This is a genomic window from Pseudoflavonifractor phocaeensis (assembly GCF_038439875.1).
Taxonomy (GTDB): Bacteria; Bacillota; Clostridia; order Oscillospirales; family Oscillospiraceae; genus Vermiculatibacterium.
The window spans coordinates 159,390-174,931 of sequence record NZ_JBCDMT010000005.1 but is presented as its reverse complement, the minus strand read 5'-3'; the positions used below and the strand labels follow the sequence as shown (position 1 = coordinate 174,931).

The following is a 15,542-nucleotide window of genomic DNA, read 5'->3' as shown; positions in this document are numbered from 1 at the left end:
TTGTGGTAAACTATGGGGGTATTATAGACCCATCAAGGAGGAATTTCAAATGAAATGGGACGTGACGCCCTACCGGGATACGGCCATGGACTACGCGAGGGCCCTGCTGGGCCAGGACAGCCCCAGCGGCTTCACCGGAAAGGCGGTGGAGACGGCGGAGGGGCTGGCCCGGGACATGGGCTATGAGACCCGGCGGAGCAACAAGGGAAACCTGACCATCCTGGTCCCCGGCCGGGAGCACACCAGGAAGGTGGGGCTCTGCGCCCACGTGGATACCCTGGGGCTCATGGTCCGCTCCGTTACCGACGGGGGGATGCTGATGATCACCCCCGTGGGCGGCCCCCTGCTGCCCACTTTGGACGGGGAGTACTGCCGGATCTATACCAGGTCCGGCAAGGTGTACACCGGCACCATCCTCTCCCTCTCCCCCGCCGCCCACGTCCAGGACGACGCCGCCACCCGGCCCCGGGACGAGAAGAACATGGCGGTGCGGGTGGACGAGCTGGTCCACACGAGGGAGGAGGTCCGGGCTCTGGGTATCGGTGCCGGGGACTTCGTGTGCTACGACCCCAAGACGGTGGTCACCCCCTCCGGCTTTCTCAAGTCCCGCTTCCTGGACGACAAGGCCAGCGCCGCCTGCCTCCTCACCGCCCTGCGGATCATGGCCGACCGGGGGGAGAGGCCCCGGTACGACACCGAAATCACCTTCACCGTCTACGAGGAGGTGGGCCACGGCGGCGCCACCTTCTCCGAGGACCTGGAGGAGCTGCTGGCGGTGGATATGGGCTGCATCGGGGAGGACCTGTCCTGCACCGAGGAGCAGGTCTCCATCTGCGCCAAGGACAACATGGGGCCCTACGACTACGGCATGGTCTCCCGCCTGATCGCCCTGGCGGAGGGGGCGGGGGTGGACCACGCCGTGGACATCTACCCCCACTACTCCTCCGACGCGGCGGTGTGCTGGAAGGCGGGGCGGGACACCCGCTGCGCCCTGATCGGCCCCGGCGTCCACGCCTCCCACGGCATGGAGCGCACCCACTGGAAGGGCCTGAAGGCCACCGTGGAGCTCATCGGGCTGTACCTGGAGTGTGAATGACCGCCCGGTCCCTGGGAAAAGATGCCCGGGGAAAAATATTTCCCATAACATTGTCACCCGCCCGCTGATTTGATATAATAAAAGATAATTTGTTCAATTCGGAGGGCGGGATAAGCCCATGAAGTACAGACAATGGAATGAGCTGGCCCCAGGCCGGGAGGACGCACCTCTCCGCCGGGCCGGCATCCCTGCCCTGTGCGCCAAGGTCTTGGCGGCCAGGGGATGGGGCGATGGGGAGGAGGCCCGGCGTTTTCTGCTGGAAGAGCCCCCTCTCCATGATCCCCTGTCCATGGCGGACATGGACAGGGCGGCGGGCCGGCTGCGGCGGGCCCTGGAGCGGGGGGAGGTCATCGCCGTCTACGGGGACTACGACGTGGACGGCATCACCGCCACCTGCCTTTTGACGGATTTTCTCCGGGCGGAGGGGGGGACGGTTCTCCCCTACATCCCCAACCGGCTGGAGGAGGGCTACGGCCTCAACCGGGGGGCGGTGGAAAAGCTGGCGGAGCAGGGGGCCGGAGTGGTGGTCACTGTGGACTGCGGCATCACCGCCGTGGAAGAGGCGGCCTTCGCCGCCGGCCTGGGGCTGGAGGTCATCATCACCGACCACCACGAGTGCAAGGAGGTCCTCCCCGCCGCGGCGGCGGTGGTGGACCCCCACCGGCCGGACTGCCCCTACCCCTTCAAGTGCCTGGCGGGGGTGGGCGTGGCCCTCAAGCTGTGCATGGCCCTGGCGGGGCCGGAGCGGGAAAACGAGCTGCTGGACCGGTACGCCGATCTCTGCGCCCTGGGCACCGTGGCCGACGTGATGGAGCTCACCGGCGAGAACCGCACCATCGTCCGCCGGGGCCTCACCGCCCTCTCCCGCACCGCCCGGCCCGGCCTGCGGGCGCTGCTGCGGGAGGCGGGGGCCGAGGGCAAGGCCCTCTCCTCCATCTCCATCGGCTACACCCTGGCCCCCCGGGTCAACGCCGCCGGCCGTATGGGCCGGGCGGAGGTGGCCGAGGAGCTCCTTCTCACGTCCGATCCCGCCCGAGCCGAGGCGCTGGCCAAGGAGCTGTGCGAGCTCAACCACCAGCGCCAGGAGTTGGAGCGGGACATCTTCGACCAGTGCGACCTGCTGGTGGACGCCCTCCCCGCCGGGGAGCGGGACGCCCTGGTTTTGGCCGGGGACACCTGGCACCAGGGAGTGGTGGGCATCGTGGCCTCCCGCCTGACGGAGAAGTACGCCGTGCCCGCCTTCATGATCTGTCTCCAGGACGGCAGGGGCAAGGGCTCCTGCCGCTCTTACGGCGGGCTGAACCTCTTCACCCTGCTGGAGGGGTGCGGGGACCTGCTGGAGTCCTACGGCGGCCACGAGCTGGCGGCGGGCTTCACCATCCTGGAAGAGCATATCCCCGCCTTCCGCGCCCGGGTCAACGACCTGGCCCGGCAGGCCCGGAACCAGGCCGAGCCGGTCACCGTCCTGACGGTGGACTGCGTCCTGCCCGACGTCTCCCTGCTGACCCAGGCGGAGGTGGAGGGCCTGTCCCTCCTGGAGCCCTACGGCCCCGGCAACCAAAAACCGGTGTTTCGGCTGGACGGCTGCACGGTGGCGGGTCTGACCCAGGTGGGAAATGGGAAACATATGAAATTGAAGCTCTCGGTCTCCGGGGGGCACCTGGACGCCATCTTCTTCTCCGCCACGATGGCGGAGGCGGGGATCAACCCGGGGGACCGGGTGGACGTGTGCTTCTACCCCCAGATCAACGAGTACCGGGGCTGGAGGAACGTCCAGCTCCAGGTCTGCGACCTGCGCCCCGCCCGCACCAGGGCCCAGGCGGAGGAGGAATTGTTCCGGCGGCTCATGGAGGGGGAGGCCCTCTCCCGCTCGGAGGCGGCCGCTCTCCTGCCCAGCCGGCAGGAGTTCGCCAACCTGTGGCGCTACCTGCGCTCCCGCTGCGGGGAGGGCTGCATCGAGGAGACCGCCCAGCGTTTGGCCCGGAACGTGGCCCGGTCCTGCGGCCTCCGGGAGACCTTCATGCGCACCGAGGTGTGCCTGGCCGTCTTTCACGACCGGGGCCTTATCCGGGTGGAGCGGGCCACCGACCACCTGCGCATCCAGATCCGGGACACCGCCGGGAAGGTGGACCTGGAGAGCAGCGAGCTCATGCGCCAGCTTCGCCGGCTGGCGGACCGATCCTGAAAGGAGGGAGAACGTATGGATCCGATTTTAGAGCGCTATCAGGCGTTGGAGGATAAGATCAAAGCCTATAACCCGGCCCTGGACACAGGACGGCTCTTCGACGCGTTCTCCTTCGCCGACAACGCCCACTCCGGGCAGCTTCGGAAGGACGGTACCCCCTATATCACCCATCCCCTGGCGGTGGCCGAGATCGTGGCCGATTTGGAGCTGGACACCGACTCCATCATCGCCGCCCTCCTCCATGACACCATCGAGGACACCGGCGTCACCCACGAGGAGATCGCCAAGCGGTTCTCCCCGGCGGTGGCCGATCTCGTCGAGGGGGTCACCAAGCTGACCCGGGTCCAGTACGTCTCCAAGGAAGAGGAGCAGATGGAGAACCTGCGGAAGATGCTCATGGCCATGGCCAAGGACATCCGGGTGATCCTCATCAAGATCTGCGACCGGCTCCACAATATGCGCACCATGGAGTACCAGTCCGCCCGCAAGCAGCGAGAAAAGGCCCTGGAGACCATGGAGATCTACGCCCCCATCGCCCACCGTCTCGGTATGCAGCGCATCAAGTGGGAGCTGGAGGACACTTCCCTGAAGTACCTGGACCCCATCGGTTACCAGGAGATCGCCGACGAGCTGGCGGCCCGCTCCTCCGCCCACGAGGAGTTTCTGGCGGGCATCCAAAGGCGCATCCAGGGCCGCATGGACGAGGAGAACATCACCTGCCAGGTCTACGGCCGGGTGAAACACATCTACTCCATCTACCGCAAGATGTACGCCCAGAACAAGACCCTGGACGAGATCTTCGACCTCTACGCCTTCCGGGTCATCGTGGCCGACGTGCCCACCTGCTACTACGTCCTGGGCTGTATCCACGATATGTTCAACCCGGTGCTGGGCCGGTTCAAGGACTATATCTCCACCCCCAAGCCCAACGGCTACCAGTCCCTCCACACCACCGTCATCGGCCGGGAGGGCCTGCCCTTCGAGGTGCAGATCCGCACCCAGGAGATGCACAACACCGCCGAATACGGCATCGCCGCCCACTGGAAATACAAGCAGGGCATGGCCAACAACGCCCTGGGCACCGAGGAGGCCTTTGAGTGGGTCCGCAAGCTGCTGGAGAGCCAGCAGGACGCCGACCCCGATGAGTTCGTCCGCACCCTCAAGGTGGACCTCTTCGCCGACGAGGTCTTCGTCTTTACCCCCCAGGGGGACGTGAAGAGCCTTCCCGCGGGGGCCACCCCCATCGACTTCGCCTACTCCATCCACTCCGCCGTGGGCAACCACATGACGGGAGCCAAGGTCAACGGCCGCATCGTCCCCTTTGAGACCCAGCTCAAGTCCGGCGACATCGTGGAGGTCATCACCTCCAAATCCGCCCACGGCCCCAGCCGGGACTGGCTCAAGCTGTGCAAGTCCAACGAGGCCCGCAACAAGATCCGCCAGTGGTTCAAAAAGGAGCGCCGGGAGGAGAACATCGCCACCGGACGCTCCCTCTTCGAGTCCGAGCTCAAGCACCAGGGCATGACCCTGGCGGAGGTCACCGCCGAGGAGGCGCTGCCCGCCCTGCTGAAAAAGGTCCGCTTCAGCGCCCTGGATGAGCTCTACAACGCCATCGGCTACGGCGGGGTCTCCGCCGTGAAGGTGGTGGCCCGGATGAAGGACGAGCTGGTCCGCATGGACAAATCCGTGGCCGACAAGGCCCAGGCGGAAAAGCTGGCCGCCGGGAACGGCGGGGTCATCATGCCCGCCTCCTCCGCAAACACCGCCGCCACCCTGAAGGAGGCCCCCCGCCGCCACTCCCAGTCGGGCATCATCGTGGAGGGGCTGGACAACTGCCTGGTCAAGTTCGCCAAGTGCTGCACCCCGGTGCCCGGGGACGCGGTGGTGGGCTTCATCACCCGGGGCTACGGCGTGTCCGTCCACCGGGCCGACTGCCCCAACGCCATGGAGGAGAACCGCAAGCCCGACGAGCTGGGCCGCTGGGTGAAGGTGGACTGGGTGGACGGGGACCTCTCCGGCTACCGCACCTCCCTGGAGCTCTCCGCCAAGGACCGGGACGCCCTCACCCTGGACGTGGCCATGGCCCTCTCGGCGGCCAAGGTGAAGGTGACCAGCCTCTCGGCCAAGTCCATGCCCGACGGCTACGCCGTCATTTCGGTGGTGCTGGAGGTCAAGGACCGCGCCGAGCTCAACAACGTGATGAACAAGCTGGGCCAGATCCAGAGCGTCTACCAGGTCAAGCGCTCCGCCGGCTAAACGCCGCCCCTAAAGCCTTCCCCCAGGGGGAAGGTGCCCCAGTCCGCAGACTGGGGCGGATGAGGGGAACCTATCGCCAAGCAAAACCTCCCAATATAGAGAAGATGAGGGGAACCCCTCGACAAGCAAAACCCCCACATAGAGAAAAAGAGGGGAACGTCTCGTGAAGCACCTTCCCCCCAACGTAGAGAAGCAGAGAAAAAGAGGGAAACCAGATATGGATGAATACGAACTGACCGCCCGCCTCTCCGAGGCGTTTTCCCACGGAGAGACCCTCCGCCGCCAGGTCCGCCTCACGGCGGAGGAGGCCGGCTGGGCTCAGGCCCACTATCCCGCCACCCTCACCGAGCTGGGGGAGGGCTGGTACGACATGGAATTTCAGGGGGCGTATTGCTGATGGATCAGCCTTTTGTCCCGCTCCTGCTGGGGGCGGACATCAATGTATACTCCATGGCCCGGGCCTTTCACGAGGCCTATGGGGTCAAGACGGTGGCCTATGGCATGTACCCCTCGGGGCCCTGCTACGGCAGCGCCATCATTGACTACCGGGTTAGCGAGCGCAACGACGAGCCGGAGATCGTGCTGGAAAACGTCCGCCACGTGGCGGCGGAGTTCCCCGACAAAACGATTTTACTCCTGGGCTGTGGGGACAACTACCTCACGTCCATCGCCGCCAACCTGTCCAATTACCCCGCCAACGTGGTGGCCCCCTATGTCCCCCTGGAGCAGATGGAGGGCCTCATCCACAAGGAGCGGTTCTACGCCCTTTGCGACCAGTACGGCATCGACCACCCCAGGACCTTTGTCTACCAAAAGTCCATGGGCCACGACTTCACCCTGCCCTTCCCCGGCCCCTTCGCCGTGAAGCCCGCCGAGTCGGCCACCTACTGGGACCATCCCTTCGACACCCAGAAGAAGGCCTATATCCTCCAGACCAGGGAGGAGGTGGACGCCGTCATCGACGACATCTACGGCCACGGCTATGAGGATTCCCTCATCATCCAGGATTTCATCCCCGGCGGGGACGAGAACATGCGGGTCCTCACCTGCTATTCAGACGGCGCGGGCAAGGTCCGCCTCATGTGCCTGGGCCACGTCCTCCTGGAGGAGCACACCCGCCACGGCATCGGCAACCACGCCGTCATCATCACCGAGCCCAATGCCGAGCTGTGCGAGACCTTCCGCCGCTTCCTGGAGGACATTCACTTTGTGGGCTTCTCCAACTTCGATATCAAGTTCGACCCCCGGGACGGCAGCTACAAGGCCTTCGAGATCAACTGCCGCCAGGGCCGCAGCAACTACTATGTCACCGGCGCGGGCTATAACCTGGCCAGGTTCCTGGTGGAGGACCGGGTGTTCCACCAGGAACAGCCCTTGGTGGTGACGGAAAACCGCCACCTGTGGTGGGCCATCCCCAAGAAGGTAGCCTACGACTATATCCCCAAGCGCCTTCACCCGGAGATGAAGGCCCTGGAGAAGGCCGGGGCGGCGGTGAACCCCCTGTGGTACTCCGCCGACCACGCCCTCCTGCACAAGCTGCGCGTCTGGCGCATCCAGCGCCGCCAATACGGCTGGTATGCCTCCAGCATGGAAAAGCCCAAAGACTAAAACGCCGTCCCTTAAGGAACTGCCCTTCAAAAGCCTTCCCCTGGGGGAAGGTGTCACGGGCACCGCCCGTGACGGATGAGGGGAACTGTGGACACGGAAAAGGCCCTGCAAAACGATAACCTCCCCTCATCAGTCTCGCTCCGCTCGCCAGCTTCAACGACTTCGCATGCATCAAGCGGCCCTAGGCTGCCGCTAAGGGCCGCTAGACCCCAGGGGAAGCCTATTTGCCAAGGGCTCCCCCTCCGGGGGGAGCCACCCCAGGATGCCCTCGCCCCCAGGGGCCTCTCTCGCCGCCTTCGGCGGCTCACCTTGTCTTGGCCCTTCGAGCCAATTCACCTTGTGTCAACGAAGCTGACTGAGAGGGTCCCACCCCATGTAGGGGCGGCTATCAGCCGCCCGCGCCTCTCCCACCGAAAGGAGCCCCCACATGACCAAAGGAAAGCTCGGCGTCCTGGGCGGCATGGGCCCCCAGGCCACCCAGATGTTCTACCAGCGGGTCCTGGACCGCACCGACGCCGAGCGGGACCAGGACCACATCCCCACCCTGATTTTGAGCGACACCGCCATGCCCGACCGCACGGCGGCCATCCGCTCCGGGGACACCGCCGCCATCTACGCCCAGCTCCTGGCCGACGCCAGGGTGCTGGAGGGCTGGGGGGCGTCGGCCATCGCCATCCCCTGCAACACCTCCCACACCTTTGTCCCCCGCATCCAGGGGGAGCTGACCGTCCCCGTCATCAATATGGTCACCGAGACCGCCGCCGCCCTGAAAGCCCAGGGGGCGAAGCAGGTGGGTATCCTGGCCACCGACGGCACCGTCCAGATGGGCCTCTACCAGTCCGCCTGTGAGGCGGCGGGCCTCCAGGCCGTGACCCCGCCCCCGGACATCCAAAAGCTGGTCATGAGCGTCATCTACGATGAGATCAAGAAGGGGGAGAAGGGAAGCCGGGAGAAGTTCGCCGCCATCGACGCCGCCCTCCGGGCCATGGGCTGTGACCGGGCGGTGCTGGCCTGCACCGAGCTGTCGGTCTACAAGGATTGGCACGGCCTGCCGGACTTCTATCTGGACGCCATGGACGTCCTGGCCCGGCGCAGTGTAGAGGTCTGCGGGTATCCCTTACGGAATGTGTAGCCCCAGCTTCACCAGGTAACGGAACAGGGCTAACTGCCGGTCAGTGATTTGATCCATAAATTCGCTGTAAAAGGCATTGAAAAGCTGTTCCTGCTCTGGGGAGAAGGTTTTAAAGAAGGCTTGGGCCGCCGGGTCGGGACGGTTGACGGCGGGTAGGTTTTCATCGACAAGGTAGTAAATGGCGTCTATAATGTCAAACATAAAAGTATACCCCCTTGGAGATATTATACTATCTCCATACGGGTATAGTCAAGGGGATAAGCATGGAAATTTTAGCAAAACGCATGCGCATTGTCCGGAAGGAACAACACTTGCGCCAAGAAATTGTGGCGGAGGCCCTTGGTGTGTCTATTAGTGCTTATCGCCGTTATGAATTAAATGAGCGGGAACCGATGGCGCCTTTTATTGAGGCGTTTGCTAAATATTTTAACGTTTCTGCGGATTATCTTTTGGGGCTTTCCGACGACCGTTGACAGGGCACGGCCCTGCCGGGGGCGTTCCTTTCCCCTGTGGGAAAGGAACCGAAAGGACACCAGGGGGAGAGAGTTTCGACTCTCTCTCCCCCTGGACCCCCTCTCTCAACGATCAAAGGAGGGGAAACTGCGGTTTCCCCTCCTTTGGAAACCTCCCCGAGCTGTCCACAAGAACGTAAGAAAACCCCGTCCCCTTACTCCGTAACGGGTCCGGGGTTCGGCAAGTCTTAGGCTTCCCCTGGGGGAAGCTGTCGAGCGAAGCGAGACTGATGAGGGGAACTTATCGGTTTGGTAGAGCCTTTCCCATGTCCGCAGTTCCCCTCATCCGTCAGCCCTTCGGGCTGCCACCTTCCCCCGAGGGGAAGGCTAAAGACCAGCCTTCTGTCAAGCACATGTCAGCGGTCGAGCGGCGCGAGAAGGACCACGTGTCGCACAGACGCACCCGTGCTTTTCCCCCTAACAGCGGGCAGTAGACCTCCTACTGAAAAGGGAATCTGCGAGCAGGTTTGCACCCAAGACTTTTCTTTGGGGGTCTGGGGCGGCGTTTCTTTTCCTCGGGAAAAGAAATGTCCCCCAGAAAAACGCACGTTTGACGTGCAACCAACGAACAATCAAACGGAAAACCGTTACAACGAAAGCGAGGTGACCCCCATGGACCGCCCCCGCCTCCCCCTGGGCGACTACTACCAGCTCTTGTTGAAAAACAACCTGCTGGCCGACCGGTCCCCCCTCCCCGCCGACCTGACGAAGCCCGTTTCCTCCGTCACCTGTGACTCCCGCTCCGCCGTCCCCGGCAGCCTGTTTCTCTGTAAGGGCGCGGCCTTCAAGGCGGAATACCTGGCGGAGGCCCTCCGCCGGGGGGCCTCCGCCTACGTCAGCGAAACGCCCTACCCCCTCCCCGCCCCCTGCATCCGGGTGACGGACATCCGCCGGGCCATGGGCCTGCTGGCCGACCGGGCCTGGGGCCACCCCTCCGGGGCGCTGGATATTGTGGGCATCACCGGCACCAAGGGCAAGACCACCACCGCTTACTTTTTGAAGTCCATCCTGGACCTGTGGCGGGAGGCCCAAAACCTCCACTCGGTGGGCCTTCTGTCCACCATCGTCACCGACGACGGCGCCCAGCGCCGCCCCGCCAAGCTCACCACCCCGGAGCCCCTGGACCTCCAGCGCCACCTGTGGAACGCCGTCAACGCCGGCTGCGGCTGCGTGGTCATGGAGGAGTCCAGCCAGGCCCTCAAGTACGGCCGGGTCATCGGCGTGGAGCTGGCGGCGGCGGTGTTTTTGAACCTGGGGGAGGATCACATCAGCCCCAAGGAGCACCCCACCCTGGAGGACTACTTCCAGTCCAAGCTGAAGATCTTCGACCAGGCCAAGCGCGCCGTGGTGAACCTGGACAGCGACCGGGCGGGCGAGATTCTGGCGGCGGCCAAGCGGTGCGAGACCACCCTCACCTACTCCCTCAAGGACCGGGCCGCAGACCTCTACGGCCACGGCCTGTCCCGGAGCGGGGCCAGCCTGACCTTCCTGGCCGACTACGCCGGGGCGGAGCTGCCCTTTTCCATTCCCATGACCGGGGACTTCAACGTCTCCAACGCCCTGGCCGCCCTGGCGGTCTGCCGCCTCCTGGGGGTCCCCGCCGAGCTGGCCCAGGCGGGCCTGGCCCGGGCCAGGGTGCCCGGGCGGATGGAGACCTACCACGTGGACGGCAAGACCGTCATCGTGGACTACGCCCATAACGGCATGGCCCTGGAGGCCCTCCTGCGCTCGGTGCAGGCGGACTACCCCGGCCAGCCCATCACCCTGCTCTTCGGCTGCACCGGCGGCAAGGGCCTGGACCGCCGGGAGGGCATGGGCAGAGCGGCGGGAGCCTACGCCGACAACATCATCCTGACCGAGGACGACCCCGGTCCCGAGGCGCTGGAGGACATCTGCGCCGCCATCGGCGGCTTCATCGCCCCCTTCGGCAAGACCTACACCGTCATCCCCGACCGGGAACAGGCCATCAAAACCGCTATTGAGGAGGCCCCCGCCCCGTCGGTGGTGCTCCTGGCGGGCAAGGGGGCCGAGATGGAGCAGAAGCGCAGGGACGGCCCCGTCCCCTGCGTCCCCGACGGGATGCTGGCCCGGAAGTATCTGGGCCTGCCCCTGGAGGGCGCGGTATGACCGGCCCGGCGGAGCGGCCGAAACACCGCTCCCCCCTCCGGGCAAAGGCGGGGGCGCTTTATTACGGGACCCTCCGCCGCCTGCTGTGGCTGAAAATGGCCCCAACCTTCGCCAAGGAGCGGCGGGCGGAGGACATGCCCTATGAGCACTTTGCCCACGCCACCCCCCTGCTGCGCAGGCTGAGGGACGTGGACATGGCCCTCCAGCACAACAAGGTGGAAAACCTGAAGCTGGCGGTGAAGCGGCTGGATGGGGTGGTCATCCGCCCCGGCGAGACCTTCAGCTATTGGTACCTCATCGGCAAGCCCTCCCGCCGGAAGGGCTACCGAGAGGGGATGGTCCTCCGAAACGGCAAGGTCACCTCCGGCGTGGGCGGCGGGCTGTGCCAGCTTTCCAACCTCATCTACTGGATGGCCCTCCACACCCCCCTGACGGTGACCGAGCGCCACCGCCACGGCTACGACGTGTTCCCGGACTCCGGCCGCACCCAGCCCTTCGGCAGCGGTGCCACCTGCGCCTACCCCTACGGGGACCTGACCCTCCGCAACGACACCGACGAGACCTTCCAGCTCCGGCTCCGGGTGGGGCCGGAAAATCTGGAGGGGGCCTTTCTGGGGGACCAGCCCCCCGTGTTCCGCTACGAGATCGTGGAGCGGGACCACGAGATGCGGGGGGAGTTCTGGGGCGGCTACACCCGCCGCAACAAGCTCTTCCGCCTGGTCTGCGACTTGGACGGAAAGCCGCTCTACGAGGAGCAGGTGGCGGAGAACCAGGCCGTCATGATGTACTCGCCTCTATTGGAAGAGGCAAAGTAAAAAGCGCCCGGAACGGCTTGCCGTTCCGGGCGTTTGTCATCACTGCTCCGCCTGCTCCAGGGCGGTTTTGATGGGCTGGGCGGGGAGGCGGCGGTTGTTGGAGCGGAGGATGGCGGAAATCTCCCCCTGGGTCTGCTCCAGCTCGGCCCGCAGCTCCAGGGCGGAGACCCGGAGGGAGCCGTGGCCCAGGATGATGAGCTGTTCCGCCCCGTCGGAGGTGGCCACCCGGACCCGGCGGCGCTCCTGGGAGAGCTGGTAGCTGGCCTTCTCGATATAGGCGTCCGCCGTCTCCGCCTCCTTGGTGTAGACCACGTGGATGTTGTGGTATCTGCTCACCGAGCCGGCGCCCTGGGGGACCTTGTAGGCGTCGAAGACCAGGATGACCCGGCTGCCCCGGAAGCCCTGGTAGTTGCTCAAAAGGTCCATCAAAATCTTACGGGCGGCGTCCAGGTTTTCCCGGGCCACCGCCTTCAAGTCCTCCCAGGCGAAGATGACGTTGTAGCCGTCCACCAGCAGATATTCCGGCCCCGAGGGCGGGGGGATGAAGCGCTTGCCCTCCGCCGGGGCGGGACGGGACGGCTTGGGGGGCGGCTGGAAGGCCCGGGGCTTGATGGCCCCGTAGGTCTTTTCAAAGATGCCCCGTAGCTCCTTGTCCTGCTCCAGGCTCCCGGCGGGGGCGGCGGGGCGGCGGGCAGGGGGTTCCGGGGGCGGGGCCTCCTTCGGGCCGGACAGGTCCAGGGCGGGGAGGTGCATATGCGCCGGCACCTGGTCCCAGGGGACGTTGAAGCCCGCGCCGTGGGCGCAGAACACCGAGCCGGAGGGGTTTTCCACATCCCGCTCCGGGTCGTAGGCCAGCGCCGCCACCACCTCCTCCTGCCGGGCGCAGGGGCGGTAGCCACCGGGGGTGAGGGAGAGCCGCCCCCGGCCCTTGGTGTAGGCCGCCACCTCCTGGTTGTAGTCCCGGAGGGCGGACACCGGGGCCGAGCCGGTGAGGACGGTCTCCTCCCCCACGGTGACGGGGGCCTCCGTGTCGCCCCCTAGCCGCTGGAGGTCGGCCAGGGCACGGCCCAGATGGACGGTGGGCAGCTCCAGGCGGAAGGCGTACCAGGGCTCCAGGAGGATGCTCTCGGCCCCCATCAGCCCTTGGCGCACCGCCCGGTAGGTAGCCTGCCGGAAGTCGCCCCCCTCGGTGTGCTTTTCGTGGGCTCTGCCTGCCACCAGGGTGAGCTTCATGTCGGTGATGGGGGAGCCGGTGAGCACCCCCAGGTGGGGCTTTTCCATCATATGGGTGAGGATCAGCCGCTGCCAGTGGCCGTCCAGGGCGTCCTCGGGGCAGATGGAGCTGAATTGGAGGCCGCTGCCCAAGGGGAGGGGCTCCAGGAGCAGATGCACCTCGGCGTAGTGGCGTAGGGGCTCGAAGTGGCCCACCCCCTCCACCGGGGCGGCGATGGTCTCCTGGTAGACCACGCTGCCGGGGCCGAAGTCCACGGCCAGGCCGAAACGGTCCAGGATGACCCGCTTCAACACCTCCGCCTGAATCGCCCCCATGAGGCGGACGTGGATTTCCCCTAACCGCTCGTTCCACTGGATGTGGAGCTGGGGATCCTCCTCCGCCAGCTCCCGGAGTTTTCGCAGGGCGGCGTGGGGGTCGCAGCCGTCGGGGAGGATGAGCTGGTAGGAGAGGGCAGGCTCCAGCGCCGGGGCGGCCCAGGGCCGCTCCGCCCCAAGGGCCTGGCCGGGGTAGGTGGCGGTGAGGCCGGTAACGGCGCACACCGTCCCCGCCGGGGCCTCCTCCAGGGGGGTGAATTTGGCCCCGGAGTAGAGCCGGAGCTGGTCGGCCTTCTCCTCGACGCCGGGGAGGACAGACTTTACCCGCAGGGTCCCGCCGGTGATCTTCAGATGGGTGAGGCGGGTGCCCTGGGAGTCCCGGGAAATCTTGAACACCCTGGCGGCGAAAGCCTCTGGCCACCGGGGCCGGGGGGCGAGGCGGGTCAGGTCGGATAAAAGCTCGTCCACCCCCTCCACCTTGAGGGCGGAGCCGAAGCGGCAGGGGAAGACCTTCCGCTGGGCGATGAGGCGGTGGAGGGTGGCGTCGGAGAGGGCCTCCGTCTCCATGTACTCCTCCAGGGCGGCCTCGTCGGTGAGAGCGGCCTCCTCCCAGAAGGCAGGCCGGCCCAGGAGGGAAAAGTCCAGGCAGGCGGGGGAGAGGGCGGCGCGGAGCTTCATGAGCAGGGCATCCCGGTCCGTGCCGGGCTGGTCCATCTTGTTGAGGAAGAGGAAGGTGGGCACCCCTTGGCGCTCCAGCAGCTTCCAGAGGGTGAGGGTGTGGCCCTGGGGGCCGTCGGGGCCGGAGACCACCAGCACGGCGCAGTCCAGCACGGCCAGGGAGCGCTCCATCTCGGCGGAGAAGTCCACGTGGCCGGGGGTGTCCAGCAGGGTGAGGGTCACGTCCTCCAGGGGGAGTACCGCCTGCTTGGAGAAGATGGTGATGCCCCGCTCCCGCTCCTGGGCGTCGGTGTCCAAAAAGGCGTCGGCGTGGTCCACCCGGCCCAGGCGGCGCAGGGCGCCGCCCCGGTAGAGGAGGGCTTCCGATAGGGTGGTTTTGCCGGCGTCGACGTGGGCGAGGACGCCCAGGGTGAGGTTGTCCATGGTGGGGGGTCCCTCCTGTGGTAGGATGATGTTTTCTGCTATTATACCATAGGTTGGGCCACCTTGGGAGGTGGTACCTTCTGGGGGACCATCTTTTCCGCGTGGAAAAGATGGCACCCCCAGGCCCCCCAGAAAAGACGCTTGGGGGAGAGTTTCGACTCTCTCCCCCTGGACCCCCTCTCAACGACCAAAGGAGAGGCACCTGCGGGTGCCCCTCCTTTGGAAACCTCCCCGGGCTGTTTACAAGAGTGTGAGAAAACCCCGGCCCCTTACTTCGTAACGGGGCCGGGGTTCAGCAGGTCTTAGGCTTCCCCTGGGGGAAGCTGTCGAGCGTAGCGAGACTGATGAGGGGAACTTATCTCTTTAGCAGGGCCTTTGCTGTTATCCCCAGTTCCCCTCATCCGTCAGCCCTTCGGGCTGCCACCTTCCCCCAAGGGGAAGGCAAGGACCACCCTGTATCAAGAAGCTATCAGCGGCAGCGGCGCAAGGGGGACCACGTGTCGCACAGATGCTCCCGTGCTTTTCCCCCTATCAGCGGGCAGTAGACCTCCTACTGAAAAGGGAGTCTGCGCACAGGTCAGCACCAGGGACTTTTCTTGGAGAGTCTGGGGGGCCATTCTTTTCTAGAAAAGAATGGTTCTCCAGAAAAGCGCACGTTTGACGTGCAATCAGCCATAGATTATGGCAATCTTATCCCCTCGCTGACCTCCGGCATCAGCTCGGAGGTGATGACCTGCAGCATCTCGGTGAGCTTCTCCTGCTCCTCCGGGGAAAACCGCTGGCGCATCCGGCCCACCACCGTCTTGACGTAGTCGCTGGAGATGTTGTAGTAGCTCTGGTACTTCTCCGTCACCTCCAGGTGGTACTCCCGCTTGTCCGCCTGGGACTGGACCTTGCGCACATACCCCTTTTTGATGAGGCTGTTCACCTTGTAGGCCGCGTTGGGTGGGGAGATGCGCATGAAGGTGGCGAACTCGTTGACGGTGGGGGAGCCAAGGGCCTGGATGGTCTCCATGGCGAAGGTCTCCACCGTGGTGAGGCTGGCCTCCCGCATCTGGAACCGTTCGAAGATCTCCTGATAAAAATGCAGCTTGAATTTGACGTACACTTCCTCAAACAGCCTTTCCAGCATGTGCCGTTCCTCCCGCCGAATGTCGTTTGC

Annotated in this window: 12 protein-coding genes; 9 read left to right on the top strand and 3 right to left on the bottom strand. The window is 65.5% G+C overall.

Features of this window, described 5'->3' with window-relative positions; all coding sequences use genetic code 11:
- The first annotated feature begins 49 nt into the window (after positions 1 to 49).
- From AAEU42_RS10585 to cuyB, 6 genes are all read left to right on the top strand, one after another.
- The gene (locus AAEU42_RS10585) at positions 50 to 1,096 is read left to right on the top strand and encodes a M42 family metallopeptidase (protein WP_342233519.1); all 1,047 of its coding nucleotides are present in this window, start codon (positions 50 to 52) and stop codon (positions 1,094 to 1,096) included.
- Positions 1,097 to 1,214: 118 nt separating this feature from the next.
- Positions 1,215 to 3,281, top strand: a complete 2,067-nt coding sequence (recJ, locus tag AAEU42_RS10580) for a single-stranded-DNA-specific exonuclease RecJ (RefSeq protein ID WP_342233518.1) — start codon at positions 1,215 to 1,217, stop codon at positions 3,279 to 3,281.
- 15 nt (positions 3,282 to 3,296) lie between these two features.
- Positions 3,297 to 5,537: a RelA/SpoT family protein gene (locus AAEU42_RS10575; RefSeq protein WP_342233517.1), complete on the top strand. Its 2,241-nt coding sequence runs from the start codon at positions 3,297 to 3,299 to the stop codon at positions 5,535 to 5,537.
- Positions 5,538 to 5,754: 217 nt separating this feature from the next.
- Positions 5,755 to 5,934 carry a hypothetical protein gene (locus tag AAEU42_RS10570; RefSeq protein ID WP_342233516.1) on the top strand — a complete coding sequence of 60 codons (180 nt, stop codon included), beginning with the start codon at positions 5,755 to 5,757 and terminating at the stop codon, positions 5,932 to 5,934.
- On the top strand, positions 5,934 to 7,145 hold the full coding sequence (locus AAEU42_RS10565; protein ID WP_342233515.1) for a carboxylate--amine ligase: 1,212 nt from the start codon (positions 5,934 to 5,936) through the stop codon (positions 7,143 to 7,145). Before AAEU42_RS10570 ends, AAEU42_RS10565 begins: the two co-directional genes overlap by 1 nt.
- Before the next feature lie 427 nt (positions 7,146 to 7,572).
- Complete coding sequence (cuyB, locus tag AAEU42_RS10560) at positions 7,573 to 8,277, top strand: cysteate racemase (protein WP_342233514.1); 705 nt, start codon at positions 7,573 to 7,575, stop codon at positions 8,275 to 8,277.
- Here cuyB and AAEU42_RS10555 read toward each other — a convergent pair.
- The gene (locus AAEU42_RS10555; RefSeq protein ID WP_342233513.1) at positions 8,263 to 8,478 is read right to left on the bottom strand and encodes a hypothetical protein; all 216 of its coding nucleotides are present in this window, start codon (positions 8,476 to 8,478) and stop codon (positions 8,263 to 8,265) included. The two genes, cuyB and AAEU42_RS10555, sit on opposite strands and share 15 nt — an antisense overlap.
- 62 nt (positions 8,479 to 8,540) lie before the next feature.
- Here AAEU42_RS10555 and AAEU42_RS10550 point away from each other — a divergent pair, with 62 nt between their 5' ends.
- The 3 genes from AAEU42_RS10550 (at position 8,541) to AAEU42_RS10540 (ending at position 11,731) form a co-directional block, all read left to right on the top strand.
- Positions 8,541 to 8,750 (top strand): helix-turn-helix domain-containing protein, encoded by a 210-nt coding sequence (locus AAEU42_RS10550; RefSeq protein WP_342233512.1) that lies wholly within the window; start codon positions 8,541 to 8,543, stop codon positions 8,748 to 8,750.
- Positions 8,751 to 9,344: 594 nt separating this feature from the next.
- Positions 9,345 to 10,916, top strand: a complete 1,572-nt coding sequence (locus AAEU42_RS10545) for a Mur ligase family protein (RefSeq protein WP_342233511.1) — start codon at positions 9,345 to 9,347, stop codon at positions 10,914 to 10,916.
- Positions 10,913 to 11,731, top strand: a complete 819-nt coding sequence (locus AAEU42_RS10540; protein WP_342233510.1) for a VanW family protein — start codon at positions 10,913 to 10,915, stop codon at positions 11,729 to 11,731. The genes AAEU42_RS10545 and AAEU42_RS10540 overlap by 4 nt, the downstream gene beginning before the upstream one ends.
- 39 nt (positions 11,732 to 11,770) lie before the next feature.
- On the opposite strand, the gene AAEU42_RS10535 is transcribed toward AAEU42_RS10540, so the two are convergent.
- Together AAEU42_RS10535 and AAEU42_RS10530 are read right to left on the bottom strand one after the other, a co-directional pair.
- Positions 11,771 to 14,380 (bottom strand): NYN domain-containing protein, encoded by a 2,610-nt coding sequence (locus tag AAEU42_RS10535; protein ID WP_342233509.1) that lies wholly within the window; start codon positions 14,378 to 14,380, stop codon positions 11,771 to 11,773.
- A gap of 679 nt (positions 14,381 to 15,059) precedes the next feature.
- Complete coding sequence (locus AAEU42_RS10530; protein WP_342233508.1) at positions 15,060 to 15,512, bottom strand: MarR family winged helix-turn-helix transcriptional regulator; 453 nt, start codon at positions 15,510 to 15,512, stop codon at positions 15,060 to 15,062.
- Positions 15,513 to 15,542: the final 30 nt, after the last annotated feature.